General features: G+C 42.9%; 10 protein-coding genes and 2 pseudogenes. All 12 read left to right on the top strand.

From position 1 onward, the window contains the following. Positions 1 to 28 precede the first annotated feature (28 nt). Positions 29 to 253, top strand: coding sequence for a type II toxin-antitoxin system HicB family antitoxin (locus ACUVJL_RS18315; RefSeq protein ID WP_445247168.1), 225 nt, complete (start codon positions 29 to 31; stop codon positions 251 to 253). Beyond that, positions 253 to 492, top strand: coding sequence for a type II toxin-antitoxin system HicA family toxin (locus tag ACUVJL_RS18310; RefSeq protein WP_445247167.1), 240 nt, complete (start codon positions 253 to 255; stop codon positions 490 to 492). The genes ACUVJL_RS18315 and ACUVJL_RS18310 overlap by 1 nt, the downstream gene beginning before the upstream one ends. Positions 493 to 571: 79 nt before the next feature. After that, the gene (locus tag ACUVJL_RS18305) at positions 572 to 1,426 is read left to right on the top strand and encodes a TIGR02587 family membrane protein (RefSeq protein ID WP_445247166.1); all 855 of its coding nucleotides are present in this window, start codon (positions 572 to 574) and stop codon (positions 1,424 to 1,426) included. Continuing rightward, complete coding sequence (locus ACUVJL_RS18300) at positions 1,423 to 1,827, top strand: TIGR02588 family protein (RefSeq protein WP_445247165.1); 405 nt, start codon at positions 1,423 to 1,425, stop codon at positions 1,825 to 1,827. Before ACUVJL_RS18305 ends, ACUVJL_RS18300 begins: the two co-directional genes overlap by 4 nt. A 160-nt stretch (positions 1,828 to 1,987) precedes the next feature. Continuing rightward, a complete protein-coding gene (locus tag ACUVJL_RS18295; RefSeq protein ID WP_445247164.1) occupies positions 1,988 to 2,110 on the top strand; it encodes an IS1/IS1595 family N-terminal zinc-binding domain-containing protein in 123 nt (40 codons plus the stop codon). A gap of 712 nt (positions 2,111 to 2,822) precedes the next feature. Next, positions 2,823 to 8,489, top strand: a complete 5,667-nt coding sequence (locus tag ACUVJL_RS18290) for a trifunctional serine/threonine-protein kinase/ATP-binding protein/sensor histidine kinase (RefSeq protein WP_445247163.1) — start codon at positions 2,823 to 2,825, stop codon at positions 8,487 to 8,489. Positions 8,490 to 9,122: 633 nt separating this feature from the next. Further along, complete coding sequence (locus ACUVJL_RS18285; RefSeq protein ID WP_445247162.1) at positions 9,123 to 9,434, top strand: methyltransferase family protein; 312 nt, start codon at positions 9,123 to 9,125, stop codon at positions 9,432 to 9,434. Between the two features lie 353 nt (positions 9,435 to 9,787). After that, the gene (locus ACUVJL_RS18280; protein ID WP_445247179.1) at positions 9,788 to 9,931 is read left to right on the top strand and encodes a methyltransferase; all 144 of its coding nucleotides are present in this window, start codon (positions 9,788 to 9,790) and stop codon (positions 9,929 to 9,931) included. A gap of 481 nt (positions 9,932 to 10,412) precedes the next feature. After that, positions 10,413 to 14,081 (top strand): annotated as a pseudogene (locus ACUVJL_RS18275) (amino acid adenylation domain-containing protein); the annotation flags it as partial. After that, positions 14,074 to 17,964, top strand: coding sequence for a type I polyketide synthase (locus ACUVJL_RS18270; RefSeq protein WP_445247161.1), 3,891 nt, complete (start codon positions 14,074 to 14,076; stop codon positions 17,962 to 17,964). The pseudogene ACUVJL_RS18275 and the gene ACUVJL_RS18270, both read left to right, overlap by 8 nt. Before the next feature lie 114 nt (positions 17,965 to 18,078). After that, a complete protein-coding gene (locus tag ACUVJL_RS18265) occupies positions 18,079 to 19,113 on the top strand; it encodes a methyltransferase (protein ID WP_445247160.1) in 1,035 nt (344 codons plus the stop codon). Between the two features lie 435 nt (positions 19,114 to 19,548). After that, positions 19,549 to 19,891 (top strand): annotated as a pseudogene (locus tag ACUVJL_RS18260) (hypothetical protein); the annotation flags it as partial. Positions 19,892 to 20,029 lie beyond the last annotated feature (138 nt).

Genomic DNA, 20,029 nt, shown 5'->3' with positions numbered 1-20,029 from the left:
AAGTTAGTTTAAAAATAAAGAGGCGAAGATGAAACAATTTAGAATCATCATTGAAAAACATTCCGATGGTTATGTAGCCTATCCCCTTGGTATCAAAGGTGCCGTAGTTGGTGAAGGTGACACCTATGAAGAAGCCTTAGCTGATGTCAAGTCAGCTATTCGTTGCTACATCGAAGTATTTGGCAAAGAAACAATGGAAAACGAATCACCTGCGCTCGAGACTTTTTTAGTAGAAGCAGAGGTGGCTATTTAATGTCAAAGTTTCCTGTCGATGCTTCTAAAAGACGAGTCATCAGAACATTTCAGTTGTTGGGTTTTCGGATTATTAGAGAACGCGAACATATTGTCATGGTGCGAGAGAATCAGGATGGCACGGAGACTCCGTTAGTAATGCCTAACCACGATCAAATAAAATCAGGGACACTGAGAGCAATTTGTACTCAGGCGGGAATTTCTAGAGAGGAATTTTTAATAGCTTATGCACAAAGTTGAGTGCAGATGCTATCTACGATAACACTTGAAATATGTCAAATTAGAGATTGCCTTTTTTGAGGTGCATTTTAAATCAAACATGAAAAAATCAAAAAGACGTAAAAATCAGTGGTCAAATGAACTAAACGACATCATTCGAGGTGCATCGGGCGGCTTTTTGTTCGGTACTCCCCTGCTTTATACCATGGAGGTTTGGTGGATCGGTTCCTATACTAAACCAGCGGAAATGTCGATCGCGATCGCAACTACCTTTATCGTCGTTTTCTTGCTGACTCGCACTGAAGGTTTTCGCAAAACTAAGGACATCCGCTGGCGAGATGCTGCAATCGATACCGTAGAAGCAATCGCCATCGGCATTGTCTGCGCGGCTTTTGTCCTGTTTTTGCTTAGGGAAATTACCCCGGAGACTCCGCTGCAAGAAACTTTGGGGAAAATCATTTTTGAAGGCCTGCCGTTTTCCTTGGGAGTTGCCCTGGCAAGAGGTTTCTTGAGCGGCGATCGCTATCAAACTTCAGACAGCGAAAACGAACCTACCATTAATCCAACTGTAGCAGATATCGGCGCTACTTTAATCGGCGCGATGATAATTGCTTTCAATATCGCCCCAACTGACGAAATTCCCATGCTAGCGGCAGGTATTTCGCCGCCTTGGCAATTAGCAATTATCGCCGCTTCGCTGCTAATTTCCTACGGTATTGTATTTGTAGCAGGCTTTACTTATCAAGCAAAACGGCAGCAACAGCAAGGGATTTTTCAGCGTCCCCTCAGCGAAACTGTCATGGCGTATTTAGTGTCGCTGGCGGCTTCTGCATTTATGATGTTTTTCTTCCAAAAACTCAGTTTTGACGACCCCTGGTCGATTTGGTTGAGCTATACGTTAGTATTGGGATTGCCCGCGACTATTGGCGGCGCCGCAGGGAGGTTGGCAGTATGAGTGAAAGTAATAACGAACAGCAACAAGAAAGAACTCCTGCTGAATGGGTGACATTTGCGATCGCCTGCTCAGTCCTTTCTATCCTCATCGGACTCGTACTCTACAACTGGCTGACTAAAAAACACGAACCTCCGATTATTTCTGTCACTCGCAACACGCCTATTCGCGAGACTCAAGGGCAATTTTACGTGCCGTTTACAGTAACTAACACCGGCGGCGAAACCGCCGAATCAGTGCAAATTATTGCCGAACTGCGCGTCAACGGCGAAGTCTTGGAATCCGGCGAGCAGCAAATTGATTTTTTGTCAAGCGGCGAAACTCAAGAAGGAGCTTTTATCTTCAGCCGCAACCCCAGTCAAGGTCAATTGATTGTGCGATCGAGCAGTTATAAACTACCTTAGTAGTGCTAAAGAAGTAATCATACATAGTAGTGATGTACAAAATAGCACAGGGTACAGAGGTGATTTTCTAGCGATTAGGAAAAAGACAAGGTTTTTCCGGTAGTGCCCTAGAAGTAATGATAATAGATTAGCAGTAGTTCTTGCTAATCTATCCCTGACTATGCCTCTTTGTCTTAACTGTTTTTTTTGCCAGACAGTCAAAAACGGTCGCATTCACAACAGTAAACAACGGTTTAAGTGTGTTAAGTGCGATCGGCAATTCGTTGAACATCCGCATTCATAACGTGATTGAGCAGGAGACACGAGAACTAATTGATCGATTGTGGTTAGAACGTATTTCACTTGCCGGGATTGCTCGTGCGATCCAGATTTCTCAGCAATGGTTCCAACCCTACGTTAATGAGAAATATGCTGGGGTACCCCGAAGCGTCGATTGAAGCCGTAGGAGAAGCCAGTTATTTACCTGTCTCCTTGTTCTCCGGATTTAAATCCAATTAAAAGCAAAAGAGTCTAAGCTCAAAGAACATCTACATTCGGTTGGTGCACGTAAGTAGTGACACCTGAGAGTCAGCAATTGTACGGAGTCCAATCGCTCACTCTCAAAGCTCTCAAAAATTGGTTGACTCATTGTTGTTACTGTACCTCATACGGTTGAAAACCGCTGTAAAGGAAGGTGGGCGAGGCGGATTTTAAAAGGGCAAAATCTCTCCTAGCCATGATTAGGGGTTACACCCCCCTTACCTACAGACCATTGATATTTTTTTGCGCCTATTTACTTCGCCACGGGATGTGCTATCATCAAAAAGATAAAAATTAGATAAAAAATGGTAATCTATTTTACAATAGTTCAGACATCATTTTTAAGCTAATTAACCAAAAAACATTTTTTTCAGGGTTCACTATTAAAGGAAGAATGAGAGTTTTAGGGAAACTGCGCCTACTATTTACTTTCGCACCCCATCAAATACTCTACTGTTAACAGAGGTATCATATTTATGAATATTAAGGCCAAATACAAACTCATCGAAAAAATTAATGTGGGTTTAAATACAGTAGTTTATCGCGCCGAGAGGAGGGAAGATCAGACTGCTGTGATTATCAAAACCCTTATAGCAGACTATCCTACTCTCGAAGAGATTATGCAGTTGAGACATGAATATGAAATCTCCCGAGATCTCAATTTAGAAGGTATTGTCAAGCCCTATGGATTGGAAAATCATCGTAATGGTCTAGCACTGATATTGGAAGATTCAAAAGGAGAAGCCCTCAAAAACTTTTTGAATGATCGCCAAATTGAACTCAAAGAGTTTTTGGAAATTGCTATTGTGCTAGCAGATACTCTGGGTAAGTTGCATGACAACCAAATTATTCATAAAGATATTAAGCCGACAAATATCATCATTAGTCCTGCTACGCTCGACGTAAAAATTACTGACTTTAGCATTGCCACCCGCTTGTCTAGAGAAACCTCAACACTCAGCCATCCCACTTTACTAGAAGGCACACTCGCCTATATATCGCCAGAGCAAACAGGGCGGATGAATCGCTCAATTGACTATCGCACCGACTTCTACTCTTTAGGTATCACCTTCTATGAAATACTGTGCGGTGAAGTGCCATTTAAGGCTACAGAGCCGATGGAATTAGTTCACTGTCACATCGCTAAACAGCCTGTCCCCCTCTGGGAAATTATATGGACACAAGAGCAAAAGACCAGAGTAAAAATTACCAGAGATAATCCCACATTTAAAAATCAAAATCGTGAGATTATTAAAGCGATTTGTGACATAGTGATGAAATTATTAGCCAAAACTGCTGAAGATAGATATCAAAGTGGTTATGGTCTCAAAGCGGACCTAGAACAATGTTTAGATCAATTACAACAAACTGGCAAAAGTTCTAACTTCATTCCGGGTGAACGCGATAAGTCCGGTCAATTTCTGATCCCACAAAAACTGTACGGACGAGAAGCACAAGTAGCCACACTGATGGATGCCTTTGAACGGGTTAGCACGGGAACAGCCGAGCTCATGCTAGTTTCCGGTTACTCAGGAATAGGTAAATCTTGCTTAGTTTATGAAATCCACAAACCCATTGTCGGAGCAAGGGGTTATTTTATCGCTGGCAAGTTTGACCAATTTAAACGTAATATTCCCTATGGAGCGTTAATTCAAGCTTTTCAAGAACTAATTCGCCAAATATTAACAGAAAGCTCTGAAAAAATTAACCTGTGGAAACATAAGATTTTAAAGGATTTAGGTCAAAATACTAGAGTTATAATTGACGTTATTCCGGAATTGGAATTAATTGTTGGTGAGCAACCTGAAGTTTCTCTATTAGGGCCAAGCGAATCACAAAACCGTTTCAATCTGACCTTTAAACAATTCATTCATGTTTTTACCCAAAAAGCACATCCGCTAGTTTTATTTTTAGATGATTTGCAGTGGGCAGATTCTGCTTCTTTGAAATTGGTTCATGTACTGCTAACTGACCGAGATAGCCAATATTTATTGGTGATTGGGGCCTATCGAGATAACGAAGTTAGCCCAACTCATCCGTTAATGCAGACCTTAGATAGTATTTATTCCTACGGGTCAATAATACATAATATCGTTCTCCAACCGTTGACACTTAGTACAGTCAATCAATTAGTTGCTGACACCTTGGGTGACAACTGCTCATCAGCAGTCCCCTCTCTTGCTGGTTTCTCCGAGCAATACGGAGAAATTGAGGGAGAAAGTTTGCTTGCTAAAAACAATAACAATGAAAGAGAAAAGTGCAAGTTATTAGCTGAGTTAGTTTTCAATACAACTCAAGGCAATCCCTTTTTTATAACTCAACTGCTCACCTCCCTGTACGCCGAAAAACTGTTGAGATTTGACTTCAGTATTGGCAGATGGGAGTGGGATATGGGGCAAATTCAAAGTGTGGCGATCGCAGATTATAATGTCGTAGAGCTCATAGCCAGAAACATTCAAAAACTGCCTCCAGACACCCAGCAAGTTTTAAAGTTAGCAGCTTGTGTTGGCAACCGATTTAATTTAGACGTTTTGGCAATAGTAAGTGAAAAATCTATATCAGAAACGGCATCTGCTTTATGGGATGGGCTTCAGATTGGTTTAATTCTGCCCATCGGGGAAAGTGCTTACAAAATACCGTTACTGTGCAAAGGTAATGAGTCCTTGATAATAAGCAATAGTCAAGGAACCCCGTCAGAAATTAATACTTACAAAGTATCCTACAAGTTTTTGCATGACCGGGTTCAGCAAGCAGCTTATTCTCTAATTCCTTCTGAGCAACAAAAAACTACCCACCTAAAAATTGGTCAACTCTTGTTACACAATACAGCTCAAGACACCCTAGAAGAAAATGTCTTTGATATTGTTAACCAGCTAAATATCGGAGTAGAATTCATTACTGAGCAAGAAGAAAAATACAAGCTGGCTCAATTAAATTTAATTGCTGCTCGAAAAGCCAAAGCAGCATCAGCTTATGAAGCTGCTGTTATGCAATTAAGAGTAGGGTTAAAACTCTTACCAGAAAACAGTTGGCAGAGTAACTACGATCTGACACTAGCACTTTATGTAGAAGCCGTAGAAGCGGAATATCTTACTACCAATTACGAAAGGTCTGCAACTCTTGCTGAAGTTGTTCTGCAACAAGCTAGAACCCTGCTCGAAAGAGTGAAAGTATACGAGCTACAAATCCAGTGTTATATGGCTCAAAGTCAGATGTTAAAAGCCCTTGATACCGGGCTGCAAGTGCTGGATATGCTGGGTGTTTCCTTGTCACATTACGTAGGTGTCGGGGATTTTGTGGTTGAGCTACCAGAACTCACGGATTTAGACAATATTCCAGAAATGACAGATCCGTATCAATTAGCAGCCTTGCGGATAATGATCAGCCTTCATTCTCCTGCTTGCACAGTCAAGCCAGATCTTGTACCCGTGCTTATACTTACCCAAACGAAGCTCTGTGTTGAAAGGGGTCATTCAGCACTGACTGTTTTTGGTTATGCTATGTATGGCTATTTTATATATTCAATGACTGGGGATATAAATGCAGGCTATCATGCAGGTCAGCTAGCTTTAAAGCTGTTGGATAAATTTAATGCTAGAGAATTTAAATGTAAAGTAGCCGCTTCATTTTATGCTATGGTCAAGCCCTGGAAGGTTCATATTAAGGACACATTAACATCAATACTGGAGGGGCTGCAAAGCGGACTGGAAACTGGAGATATAGAGTATGCGGGCTATAATGCTACTATCTATTGCTCTGGCATTTTTTTGACGGGAAAGCCGTTAGATATAATAGAAGAAGAGCAAGACCAATATCTTAATTTAGTATTCAAACTAAAACAAGACTATTCTATTTACTACATCCAGATATTCCACCAACTGACTCTAAATCTTAAAAATGAAGCGGAGGTGAAAACTGAGTTAGTTGGCAAGAGTTTCAATGAAACACAAATGTTGCCTGTTTTCATTGAAACTAACAATAGAATGTTGCTATTTATTGTTTATCTCGCCAAGACGATCCTCTTTTATCTATTTAAAGAACCTAAAAATGCTGTTGCCAATGCCAGTTTAGCAGCAGAACACGTAGTTAGTGTCATGGGCCTGGTAGTTGCTCCTGCTTACAACTTCTACTATTCGTTGGCTCTCCTTGCTCAGTATTCCCAAGTTTCAAGATCAGAGCAAAAAGAATACCTTGCTATTGTAGAAACTAATCAACAACAAATGCAAAAATGGGCATTTAATGCCCCGTTTAACTTCCAGCATAAGTATGAGCTTGTAGAGGCTGAGAAAGCACGGCTTCAAGGGCAAGTTCTAGAAGCAATGGAATATTATGACCGAGCTATAGCAGGAGCTAAAGAACAAGGATACATTCAGGAAGAAGCACTAGCATCGGAACTAGCAGCCGAGTTTTATTTCTCCCTAGGCAGAGACAAGTTTGCTCGAATCTATCTGACACAAGCTTACTACGGCTATATTCATTGGGGAGCTAAAACTAAAGTTAAAGATTTAGAGTCTAGATATCCTTTGGTATTTTCCGAGATGCTGAGGCGAGAATCCATAGGCATAGAGATTAATAGGACAACAACAACATCGACCACGGGATCAAGTTCGGCGGTGCTGGATTTGTTCACTGTGAACAAAGCATCTCTGGCTTTGGCTGAAGAAATAGTTCTTGATAAGTTGCTAGATAAGTTACTTAAAATTGTGATGGAAAATGCTGGAGCTACAACGGCATGCCTGATATTAGAAAAAGATGGAAAGTTAGTGATAGAAGCTACAGGTGTTGTGGATAGAGATGCGGTTGTATTGTGTTCAGAATTACCCGTTGAAAAGACTGAGCATCTGCCCATTACCATAATTAATTATGTAGGCATAGCTAAAGAAAATGTGGTGTTAAATGATGCAGCAGTGTCAGAAAGATTCATGAACGATCCTTACATCATAAAAACCCAACCCAAGTCAATATTATCTATGCCTATTATTAATCAAGGCAAGCTCATTGGCATTATTTACTTGGAGAACAATATCACAACTGGTGCCTTTACAAAGGAGAGGCTGGAGGTATTAAAAATACTTTCTTCACAGATAGCTATATCTCTTAAAAATGCTATGCTCTATGGAAAATTGGAAACCGCAACTCAAAAATTGAAAACAGCTAATGAACAATTAGAAGATTACAACCAAACGCTTGAACAAAAAGTAGAAGAGAGGACTCTGGAACTCAAGCAAAAAAATAGCCTGCTGGGAGAACAAGCAATTCAACTTGAACTCACCCTAAAAGAATTGCAAGCGACACAGACTCAGCTAATTCAAACTGAAAAAATGTCAAGTCTGGGGCAAGTGGTTGCTGGTATAGCTCACGAAATTAACAATCCCATTAACTTTATTTACGGCAATCTTACCCCCGCTAGCGAGTATTTTCATGACTTGCTGGGGTTGCTGAATCTCTATCAGGAGCAATTGCCTAATCCAACTCCTGAAATTTTGAATGTGGCAGAAAATATCGATCTGGAATTCTTAATTTCCGATTTTCCTAGACTGCTTGATTCGATGCAGGTAGGGGCAGACCGCATCCGCCAGATTGTCTTGTCGCTGCGGAATTTCTCGCGCTTGGATGAGGCGGAAATGAAAGCAGTAGATATCCATGAAGGGATTGATAGCACTCTGCTATTGTTGCAAAATCAGCTAAAAGCTAAGCCAGAAAATCTAGGTATTGAAATTGTTAAAGAATATGGAAATCTACCTATGGTAGAGTGTTACGCTGGCTTCCTGAACCAAGTATTTATGAATATCATCAGGAATGCGATTGATGCTATAGAGGAATCATGGGTGAATTATCCTATAGCCTCAAGCTCAAATAAAAAATCACAAATTCGTATTGGCACCAGTCTCATAAATAGTAACCAAGTAGAGATTCGGATTGCCGACAATGGAGCGGGGATGACCGAGGAAGTAAGGCAGAAGGCTTTTGACCCTTTCTTTACTACGAAACCTGTCGGCTCAGGCACTGGTTTGGGGCTGGCTATTAGCTACCAGATTGTAGTAGAAAAACATCATGGTAGCCTGACTTGTATTTCCGAGCCTGGACAGGGAGCAGAGTTGGTGATTGAGATTCCTCTCAACCAGGGAGATCAGCAAAATTGAGATTAATTTAGCTTGTGCTCGCTCCCAGGAATTTACACAACAGCATTTAGTCGAGTCTCTTCCCGAACACCAAGCGCATATCATCTGTTTGGATGGGAATCCAGAAACATTCGATCGCGCTTCACACAGGAAAACTCTGAGACAGGGGTGACACCGGATAATTTAGCTTGTGTGATTTACCTATTCGGTTCTACTGGTCAACCCAACCCAGTAGCGTGAGCGCATAGCGGTGCCGTCAACCGCTCCTCGATATTAACCACCGCTTTGAAGTAGCAGCAAGCGATCGCGCTTTGATCCGAATCGCTGACCCTTGCTCTTTCGGAACTTACGCTTTTGAACCCTTAACCCCTCTTAAAACCCGCCGGAATTACGCATTTTAGTTCAGTAGTCAAAACTGAATCTAATGTAGATTAAACTACAAAATTCTGAGTTGTAAAAAAGTTTATAGTACATCTTGACAACTCTGTGATTATTCAGAATACTTCATCCCCTTGAGGGGTGACGTAATTATTCTGAATAATTCCCAAGAGGGGTAAGAGGGGTGAGGGGTGAGAGGGGTGAGGGGTGAGGGGTGAGGGGTATCAAAAATAAAACTCTGCTAGATTAAAGAAATCGCACTTCCCAGAAAACCACATGGCTTTATATACAGATAATGCCCAACCGGAAGGTGAAAGCTCATCGTCAGCGCTACTAGAAATAATCTATGGGTATAAAAAACCCCAGGCTCTTTTTGTGGCGGCTAAACTGGGAATTGCCGATATTCTGAGTAACGGCCCTAACACTGCCGATGAACTTGCCAAAGCTACGAGTGTAAATTCTCGTAGTATTTATCACCTGATGTGCCTGCTGGTAAGCATGGGTGTTTTTTCGGCCCAAAAGAATGACAAGTTTCAGTTAAATCCTCTGGGGAAATACCTGGTAACTGGTACTTCTGATTCTTTATGAGGTACAATTCTGGGAAATGCTGATGCAGGGTATGAGGTATGGGGTAATTTACTCTAGTGTGTAAAGACAGGAGAATCCTCATTTGACAATAGTTTCAAGATGAGTGTATATAGCTAAGCTACTTTAAGCATAATTCTGAGGCGGCCAGAAATTTCAATGAGTGGATGAAGGAGACGACAAGGGAGTCGATTCTTCCGCTTTTTGAAGCTGACGATTTTTCAGAAGTTATAACACTTGTGGATGTGGGATGGAACATTGGTTCCTTAACAGCTTTTATTTTTAATAAGAATCTCAAGATGCCAGCCATTTTTTTCGCTCGGTAAGATGTTGTCCGTGCAAATCAGGTTTTGGAAGTGGCGGGAGTTAAAGATAGGTGTCAAATCGTGGGAGGAAACTTTTTTGATTCTGTTCCCCGTGGTGGCGCTATTTACTTACTCTCTCGCGTTCTCCTGAATAGGGACGATACTGATGCGATTAAAATTCTTAAAAAATGCTAAGCTGTTGAGCATTTAAATAGAATGTCAACAAACAATCTAACCCTTGTGGGGTGGGCCTAAGAGCCCGCCCTGAATATGCAATTTAAATGCGTGACAGCTTAGCAAGCTAGGACATATAAAGACAGGTTGATGGTTGTTGATTTTATGTTTTATCCAGCCGGGTAAATTTCCCCACTTATTGGTGTGAATAGCCTAAATTTGCTCTATATGCGGTACTTTTAGGCGTACAGAGGATGAATTTTCTAATTTAGTTTCATCATCTGGATTCAAAGTTACTAATATTAGAGAAACGAAAAGGCCAGTAAGTGCGATCGAGGCGAAAGTTGCTTAGCTTAAAAACAAGAACGTGGTGGGGGTGAATTCTTATAATAGCCAGAGCATCACAGAGGATAGTTTTGCAAAACACGCAATCAATCAAATAGGGTGCAAGCAAGTGTCAATTACAAATCCGATCAAAGAACTACTACGTGAAGAAGCCAACCAGCTAGCCTATTGGAAGCAGCAACTAGTAAATCTGCCAACACTGCAACTGCCGACAGACCGATCGCGATCGCCAATGCCAACCTTTCGGGCTGCAAGGCAATGTCTAGCGCTACCTCAAACCGTGAGCGAGGATCTCGCCAAATTAAGCCATCAAGAAGGTGTTACCCTCTACATGGCACTGCTGGCAGCGTTCAAAACCTTACTCTATCGCTACACGGGGCAGACCGACATTGTTGTAGGCACTGTCACCGCAGGACGCAACCAGCCAGAGATTCAGCAGCTAATCGGGTGCTTCGTCAACACTTTGGTGCTGCGTACCGATCTCAAGGACAACCCTACTTTCCGGCAGTTACTCGAAAGAGTGCGGGAAGTGACTTTGGGAGCATTTGCTTACCAAGATTTTCCTTTTGAGAAGTTGGTAGAAGAACTGCAACCGGAGCGAAATTTAGGTCAAAACCCCCTTTTCCAGGTTGCTTTTGTTCTGCAACCCCCGATGTCAGGCGTTGATTCGATGCTGAATTGGAGCCAGTTAGATATTGATACCGAAACGGCAAAGTTTGATTTGGCCCTGGAATTACAGGAGAGACCGGAGGGCCTAGTCGGTCGTTTTGAGTACAGCACAGATTTGTTTAATGCTGACACGATCGAGCGGATGGTAGGGCATTTTCAGACTTTACTAGAAGGCATTGTCGCTAACCCAGAACAGAAAATTGCCCAGTTGCCTCTTTTAACCGAGTTTGAACGGCAGCAGTTAGCGGGGTGGAATAATACCGAAACCGATTACCCCAAAGATGCTTGTATACACCAGTTGTTTGAACAGCAGGTAGAACGATCGCCCGACGCTATTGCATTAGTCTTTGAAGATGAGCAACTTACCTATAAAGAGCTGAATCAACGAGCTAATCAGCTAGCGCACCACCTTCGGAATTTGGGTGTGGGGCTAGAGGTATTGGTGGGTATTTGTGTAGAGCGATCGCTAGAAATGGTAGTGGGACTGCTGGGAATTCTTAAAGCTGGTGGGGCTTATGTGCCGCTAGACCCGGCTTATCCCCCAGAACGTTTGGCTTTCATGCTAGAAGATGCCGAAGTAGCAGTGCTGCTGACTCAGGCGCGGTTAGTTGAATCTATTCCCAAACATCAAGGGCGTATCGTTTGCCTCGACACAGACTGGCAAATCATTGAGCGACAGAGTGAGGCAAATCTAATCAGTGAGGTAAAGCTCGATAACCTCGCTTATGTCATCTACACCTCCGGCTCTACTGGTAAGCCCAAGGGAGTGCAAGTCTTGCACAGCGCTGTGGTCAATTTCTTAACATCCATGCGACGTTGTCCAGGGCTGACAGACCAAGATACCCTTTTATCCGTCACGACTTTATCCTTTGACATTGCGGGTCTGGAAATATTTCTCCCCCTGAGCGTGGGCGGTCGTCTAGTCATGGTCAGCCGTTCCGTGGCTACTGACGGAACCCAGTTGTTAGAGAGATTGAATGATTGTGTTGCTACGGTTATGCAGGCGACACCAGCCACCTGGCGACTGTTGCTAGCAGCCGGGTGGTCGGGTAGCCCTCAGTTGAAAATACTATGCGGCGGGGAAGCCCTATCGCGTGAACTAGCTAATCAATTAGTCGAAAAGGGCGCTTCCCTGTGGAATTTGTACGGTCCTACAGAGGCTACCATCTGGTCTACGATCGATCGGGTTGAGAACACCGAGGGTACAGTTTGCATTGGTCGCCCGATTGCCAATACACAGATTTATCTGTTGGATGAGCACTTAGAGCCTGTGCCTGTGGGAGTTCCTGGTGAGCTATACATCGGTGGTGCGGGACTGGCGCGAGGCTACCTCAACCGTCCTGAGCTGACGGCGCAAAAGTTTATTGTTAACCCCTTGAGCCAGGAGCCAAGCGCACGTCTTTACAAGACTGGGGATTTGGCTCGCTACCAGAGGGACGGCAACATTGAGTACCTGGGACGTATTGACCATCAGGTCAAAGTACGCGGTTTCCGCATCGAACTGGGGGAAATCGAGGCAGTTTTGAGCCAACACCCGGATGTGCGAGAGTCCGTCGTTATGAAGCGGGAGGATGCGTCGGGCAATCAGCGCCTAGTAGCTTATATTGTTTCCAACCTCACACCAGAACGTATTCCCTTCAAAAGTGAGTGTCTGGCAGAATTTGACGGGAACCAGGCGGTGAAACTTCGCACAGAAGACATCTCATTAGGTGGCGTCGGCCTCCTGGGCGTACCAGATACTTGTAGGCCCGGTCAAAAAGTCCGCCTGTGCCTGCATCTGCCTGGATTCGATCGGGACCTATGGTTGGCGGGAACTGTCGCTTGGTGCCGGGGAAACCTAGCAGGGATTGAGCTGGCTCTGGGTGCGATCGAACAAGATCTTTTTCAACACAGCATAGAGTATCTTCTGGAAACGCATGGCTTCTGGAAATTTTTGCAACGCACAGCCGTCGGGAGTTTACGCAATGTTCTCAAGCAGAAACTGCCCAACTATATGATGCCCTCCAGCTTTGTGTTTTTGAATAATTTGCCACTGACACCCAACGGCAAAATAGACCGCAAGGCGCTGCCAGAGCCAGATAGTTTTAACGCACAGTTGGATTCTGTCGCACCCCAGACAGAGATCGAAGAAGCGATCGCTACAGCTTGGCAACAAGTATTGCACCCAGAAAAAGTTGGTGTAGATGATAATTTATGGGACATCGAACTGCGCGAGATCCAGGCGATATTGAGCCAACACCCGGATGTGCGGGAGTGCGTAGTTATGAAGCGGGAAGATGCCTCCGGTAATCAGTGCCTAGTAGCTTATATCGTTTCCAACCTCATACCAGAACGTACTCCCTTCAAAAGTGATTGTCTGGCAGAATTTGACGGGAACCCGGCGGTGAAACTGCGCACAGAAGATATGTCATTAGCTGGCGTCGGCTTAGTGGGCATACCAGATACTTGTGGGCCCGGTCAAACCGTCCGCCTGCGCCTGCATCTCCCTGGTTCCGGTGAAGAGCGGTGGTTGGCGGGAAGAGTCACTTGGTGCCGGGGAAAGCAAGCAGGGATTGAGTTTGCTCTGGGTGCGAGCGAACAAGATATTTTTCAACAGAGCATAGCGTATCTTCTGGAAACTCAGGGTTTCTGGAAATTTTTGCAACGCACAGCCGTCGGGAGTTTACGTAATGTTCTCCAGCAGAAGCTGCCCAACTATATGGTGCCCTCCAGCTTTGTGTTTTTGAATCATTTTCCCCTAACACCCAATGGCACAGTAGACCCTCTGGCGCTACCAGTTCCAGACGCTCTTAAGCCGCAGTTGCAAACAACTTATGTTGCACCCCAAACAGAGCTAGAGCAAATTATTGCTACCATTTGGCAACAGGTATTACACTTAGAAAAAGTAGGTGTAGAGGATAATTTTTTCGCTCTAGGCGGTCATTCATTACTGATGACTCAGGCTCAGAATAAACTGCGCGAAGTGGTGGACAGAGAGGTTTCAATGATGGAAATGTTTAAGTATCCAACCATCAGCTCTTTGGCAAAATACTTAAGTGAGGATCCAGAGGAAAAATCCTCTTTTGGGCAAAGTCAAGAGCGCGTTAAGAAACAAAAAGACGCAATCAATCGCCAAAAGCAAAAACAGCGCTTGCAAGGAAAGAATAAAAATGGATAACTCTGAAACTTCTGAGTCTATAGAAGGTATCGCTATCATCGGCATGGCAGGTCGCTTTCCTGGTGCTAAAAATGTTGATGAGTTCTGGCAAAACCTACGCGATGGTGTGGAATCTATTTCTTTCTTCTCTGAAGAAGAACTAGAATCTTTAGGCATTGACCAATCAGTGGTGCGTGACCCCCGCTATGTAAAAGCAAGAGGGGTACTAGAAGATATTGAGTTATTTGATGCTTCATTCTTTGGGTTTAATCCTAGAGAAGCTGAAATCACAGATCCACAACACCGCTTTTTCTTGGAGTCCGCTTGGCAGGCTCTAGAAAATGCTGGCTACAACTCAGAAACTTACGAAGGTTCGATAGGGGTTTACGCAGGGGCTGGGACTTTCAATACTTATTTCTTGAATAACCTTTATCCCAATCATCAGCTTAGAGAATCAGTTGGAGATTTCCAACTGGCGATCGCCAATGAGAAAGATTTCCTAGCAACTCGCGTTTCTTATAAATTAAACTTGAAAGGACCGAGTATTACTGTGCAAACAGCCTGTTCTACTTCATTGGTTGCTATTAGCATGGCTTGCCAAAGCTTGCTGACTTACCAATGCGATATGGCTTTGGCTGGTGGCGTTTCTATAGGCGTTAACCAAAAGACAGGATATTTTTATAAAGAGGGAATGATTCTTTCACCCGACGGACACTGTAGAGCCTTTGATGCTAAGGCACAGGGAACTGTTAGCGGTAGCGGTGTAGGAATTGTGGTTTTGAAAAGATTAGAGGAGGCGATCGCAGACGGAGATTATATTCATGCGGTGATTAAAGGTTCTGCGCTCAATAATGATGGTGGTTTCAAAATTGGCTACACAGCTCCCAGTATAGATGGTCAGGCGCAGGCGATCGCAGATGCTCTGGCGATCGCAGAAATTCCCCCTGAAACCGTCACCTATATAGAAGCTCACGGAACCGGAACACCCCTGGGCGATCCGATCGAAATTGCTGCGCTGACGCAAGCTTTCTCACTTGAAACTAAGAAAAAAGGCTTTTGTGCGATCGGTTCGGCAAAAACCAATATCGGACATTTGGATACTGCGGCTGGTGTCACTGGGTTAATCAAAACTGTCCAAGCTCTCAAACACCAATTAATACCACCTAGCTTGCATTTTGAACAAGCTAATCCCAAGATTGATTTTGCCAACAGTCCCTTTTACGTTAATACTAAACTTTCCGAATGGAAAGCAGGTAAAACGCCGCGTCGTGCTGGAGTTAGTTCCTTTGGCATCGGTGGAACTAATGCTCATGTGGTGCTAGAAGAAGCACCTAGTGTAGAAAAATCTGGAGAATCCCGACCATCACAACTGTTGGTTTTATCTGCAAAAACTAGCTCTGCACTTGATTGTGCAACGGTAAATTTGAGCAACTATTTAAAGCAGCATCCAAATGAAAATCTTGCTGATGTTGCTTATACGCTTCAAGTTGGTAGAAGAGCTTTCAGCCATCGACGGATAGTAGTTTGTAATGACATTGAAGAGGGCGCGATCGCTCTCGACAATCTCGATCTCAAACGAGTTTTTACCAACTTACAAGAGTCCAAAAATCGACCTGTCGTATTTATGTTTTCAGGACAGGGTTCGCAGTACATCAATATGAGCTTGGAACTCTACCAAATTGAAACAACATTTCGCGAACAGATCGATATCTGTTCGGAAATTCTTAAACCTCACTTGGGCATTGATCTACGCCACGTACTTTATCCCAATGAAGCACAAGCAGAAGCAGCTACAAACCAATTAAAACAGACTGCGATTACACAGCCAGCACTGTTTGCGATCGAGTACGCTTTAGCTAAATTGTGGATGTCTTGGGGAGTGCATCCCAAAGCGATGATTGGTCATAGCATTGGTGAATATGTAGCAGCTTGTTTGGCGGGAGTTTTCTCCTTAGAAGATGGCTTATCCTTAGTAGCTGCACGAGGTAAATTAATGCAACAACTGCCTAGTGGTTCCATGCTTGCAGTTCCACTTCCAGAACAGCAAGTGCAAGATTTTTTGGGCAATAAACTCGATTTAGCTGTGATTAACGGAGCATCTATGAGTGTGGTCTCAGGTGCTACTGATGCCGTAGATGAATTGGCACAAAAACTACTCGAAAAAGGTGTAGATTGTCGCCGATTGCACACTTCTCATGCCTTCCATTCACAGATGATGGAGCCAATTTTAGAACCATTCACCGAACAGGTGAAAAAAGTTAAGCTGAAAGCGCCTAAAATTCCATATTTGTCTAACGTTACTGGTAATTGGATTACAGCAATCGAGGCGACAAATCCGAGTTATTATGCTCAACATTTGCGGCAAACAGTACGCTTTGCAGAAGGCTTACAAAAGCTATTAAAAAACCCAAATCAAATATTGCTAGAATTGGGACCAGGACGGACGTTGAACACGCTAGCAAAACAGCATCCTAATAAGGGGGCCCAGCAGATTGTACTTTCTTCATTGCGCCATCCACAAGACCCAAATTCAGATGTAGCTTTCTTACTTACTACATTGGGTAAACTCTGGTTAGCAGGAGTACAAATAGATTGGTCTAAATTTTATGCTTCGGAGCAGCGTTATCGTCTCCCATTGCCAACATATCCGTTTGAGCGCCAACGTTACTGGATTGAAGCACCAGGAATCGAGCAACCGATTAAAATTGCATCTTTACCAGATGAAAATTCCCAACCAGTAGATTCAACAGCACATCACTCTAGACCGAATTTACACAATACCTATATTGCTCCTAGAGATGAAATTGAGCAAACTATTGCTAGTATCTGGCAAGAATTTTTAGGTATCAATCAAGTAGGAATTCATGATGACTTTTTTGATTTAGGCGGAGACTCATTATTAGCAGTTCAACTAATAAGTAAATTAAACGAAACACTGCAAAAATCCTTGTCTCCCCATAGCCTATTGCAATCATCGAGTATTGCTGCTTTGGCTGCATTAATTAAAGACAATGCCGACTTATCGGATAATTCTAACCAGCCACTACAGCCAGCTTCTGAATCTTTGTTAGTAGAAATTCAGCGCGGTAGTTTTAAACAACCTTTGTTCTTAGTCCATCCGGTAGGGGGTCACGTTTATATTTATCGGGATTTAGCGCGTTATCTAGGTTCAGATCAGCCTGTTTTTGGTATACAATCAGATCGGGAAACAGAGTCTTTTACTAAAGTTGAGGAGATGGCTGCTCGCTATATTGAAGCAGTGCGCGTTCAACAACCTGAAGGCCCATATTTTTTGGGTGGTTCTTCCTTTGGAGGAACTGTTGCTTTTGAGATGGCGCAGCAACTCAATGCCCAAGGTGAAAAGATAGCACTGCTAACTTTAATAGATACTCCTGGGCCTGGTCAAATGCCCGTTTTAGCGATGGAAGATGAGACAGCTATTTTGGTATATTTACTAGGCGTTGGTTTCAATATGTCTCTTTCTATGGAGGTTCTTCAAAAACTTGAACCAGAGGAGCAACTTCTCTACTTTTTGGAGCAAGTAAAGATTGCTAATAGGGTAGTTCCTCCAGATTTTGGATTACCTCAGATTCGCGAGTTTCTTCATCTGTTTAAAGTACACGTCCAAGCGATGCGACATTATATACCCCAAAATTATCCGGGTCGAATCATCTTTTTCCGTGCTAACGAACAAACTGAAGTTAATCCTAAAAATCCCGAATTGCCCTGGATGCAGGTTGCTGCGGTTGGTGTAGAGGTAGGAGAAGTGCCGGGAAATCATATCACTATGAATTATCCCCCTCATGTTCAGGTTATGGCTGAACAACTTAGAGTATACCTTGATGAGGCAAGGCAGCTAATTGAGACGAGAGAGGTACTTTGTGGCGCCCAAGCGCACTTTTGACCTCACAGTTTGTGTGTTGAGTCAGTGTTGCTAAATGTGGAGACGACAGTAATCTCTATATTTCTGGATACTGCCTCTTTAATTCTTAAATAGATAACTTTCAAAGGAATTCCCATGACTTTATACGCAGATAATATCCAATCCGAAGGTGAAAGCTCATCCTCAGTGCTACTAGAAATGATGTATGGATATCAAAAATCTCAGGCACTTTTTGTGGCAGCTCAACTGGGAATTGCAGATATTCTCAGTAACGGCTCTAAGACTGCTGAGGAACTTGCAAAAGCTACTGGTGTAAATTCTAGGAGTATTTATCACTTGATGCGATCGCTGATCAGCGTTGGTGTGTTTTCTACAGAAGATAATGACAAATTTCAATTAAATCCTATGGGTAAACATTTGTTGACTGGTACTTCTGATTCTTTACGGGGTACAGTTATGGCGATGGGTGATGAGATGTATCAGGCGTGGGGCAATTTACTATACGGTATAAAAACGGGAAAAACTGCATTTAATCATAATTTTAATAGGGATCTTTATAGTTATTTGAAGCAAGATTCGGAGGCGAGTCTAAATTTTAATGAGTGGATGAAGGAGACGACAAGAGAGTGGCTGCTTCCGGTTCTTGAAGCTTATGATTTTTCAGAAGTTAAGACACTTGTGGATGTGGGAGGGAGCATTGGAACTCTAACGGCTGTTATTTTGAATGCGAATCCCAAGATGCAAGCTATTTTGTTCGATCGCGAAGATGTGGTTGTTGGTGCGCAGCGGGTTTTGGAAGGGGCTGGAGTTGCAGATAGGTGTCAAATAGTTGGAGGAAACTTTTTTGATGCGGTTCTCCCTGATGGCGATCTTTACTTAATTTCTCGCGTCCTCCTCAATTGGGATGATACTGATGCTATTAAAATTCTTACTAACTGCTACCAAGCTATGACTGTTAAAGACAGGCTGGTGGTTGTTGATTTTATGTTACCTAAAGGCAAAATGTCCCCGTTTATTGGTCTGACCAGTCTAAATTTGTTCATTCTGTTCGGTAATTTTATGCGTACAGAGGATGAATATTATAATTTACTTTCATCGGCGGGATTCAAGGTGACTAATACGATCCAAACAACGGGACCAGTAAGTGCGATCGAGGCGAAACCTGCTTGACATTAGCAGGTCTAAAAACACCGGAATTCTTAGGGTGTAGGATTCCTATTTCTCAATTAATCTCGATCCTCTTATAGCAATTATGAAAAGTTCTGCAACAATCACAAAAGTAGGTTGGGTTGAACCAAATGCAACCCAACATCAGGACTGTAGCAATATTTTTCATAATTGCTATTATCGGGAGTTGAACAAATTTCAAGTCCACACAAAGCCTAAACCTGCTATGTGTCAGGCAAATACGTCACCATTATGTTGCAGCCAAGCGAAAAAACGATCGTACTTCTCCTCGTGCGATCGCGTTGCTAGCGATTTCAATCGCCAGCTTTATGGTCGATATCCATCTATCCTACCGGGTGCATCTCTGTTTTGCAAATCTCTGAAAAAAGGGCTAAAATAAAAAAGCTAGTAAAAATTGGAAAAAAATCAGGTAAAAAAATGACACCCGAAGACCAACAGTGTCTAAAAGCACACTTAAAACAAGCAGCAGAAATTCTTTATAGAAATACAGATTCAACCGAGTTTTAAAGTTTTGAAAGTATCGAAAAATCTCTACGTCAAAAAATGTTATCAGAAGTGGAACCAGAATTAGGTAGCTTTTTTTTCAAAAATATCAGGAATTAAAACAGGAAGAAACCGCAGAATAAAATCCGTAATCTGGTTGCTCAATATTACAGAGAATCAAGCGAAATATTTCGGATTAAAATCTTCGAGTCAACTCAGTCCGATGATGGAAAAGTGTGCTCTTTTAATCAGTGCTAACGAATGTTATGCAAGAGCTGGGGGGGTGACAACCCGCCTGAAAGCTATAGTTAGTAAGGATTGAGCCTACTTGTGGTAAAAAAAGATAGGCAGCAGAATTGTTATACGCTTGCCTATCCAAAAAAATAATGATACTAAGATTCTACCAGACCCATTT

Source organism: Microcoleus sp. OTE_8_concoct_300, from assembly GCF_031383065.1.
Classification (GTDB): Bacteria; Cyanobacteriota; Cyanobacteriia; order Cyanobacteriales; family Microcoleaceae; genus Microcoleus.
The sequence above is the reverse complement of the archived record's forward strand: the minus strand, read 5'-3'. Positions and strand labels throughout refer to the sequence as shown.

Coding starts and splice junctions, on each gene's coding strand:
- ACUVJL_RS18315 (WP_445247168.1), top strand. CDS start 29: ATGAAACAATTTAGAATCATCATTGAAAAACATTCCGATGGTTATGTA.
- ACUVJL_RS18310 (WP_445247167.1), top strand. CDS start 253: ATGTCAAAGTTTCCTGTCGATGCTTCTAAAAGACGAGTCATCAGAACA.
- ACUVJL_RS18305 (WP_445247166.1), top strand. CDS start 572: ATGAAAAAATCAAAAAGACGTAAAAATCAGTGGTCAAATGAACTAAAC.
- ACUVJL_RS18300 (WP_445247165.1), top strand. CDS start 1,423: ATGAGTGAAAGTAATAACGAACAGCAACAAGAAAGAACTCCTGCTGAA.
- ACUVJL_RS18295 (WP_445247164.1), top strand. CDS start 1,988: ATGCCTCTTTGTCTTAACTGTTTTTTTTGCCAGACAGTCAAAAACGGT.
- ACUVJL_RS18290 (WP_445247163.1), top strand. CDS start 2,823: ATGAATATTAAGGCCAAATACAAACTCATCGAAAAAATTAATGTGGGT.
- ACUVJL_RS18285 (WP_445247162.1), top strand. CDS start 9,123: ATGGCTTTATATACAGATAATGCCCAACCGGAAGGTGAAAGCTCATCG.
- ACUVJL_RS18270 (WP_445247161.1), top strand. CDS start 14,074: ATGGATAACTCTGAAACTTCTGAGTCTATAGAAGGTATCGCTATCATC.
- ACUVJL_RS18265 (WP_445247160.1), top strand. CDS start 18,079: ATGACTTTATACGCAGATAATATCCAATCCGAAGGTGAAAGCTCATCC.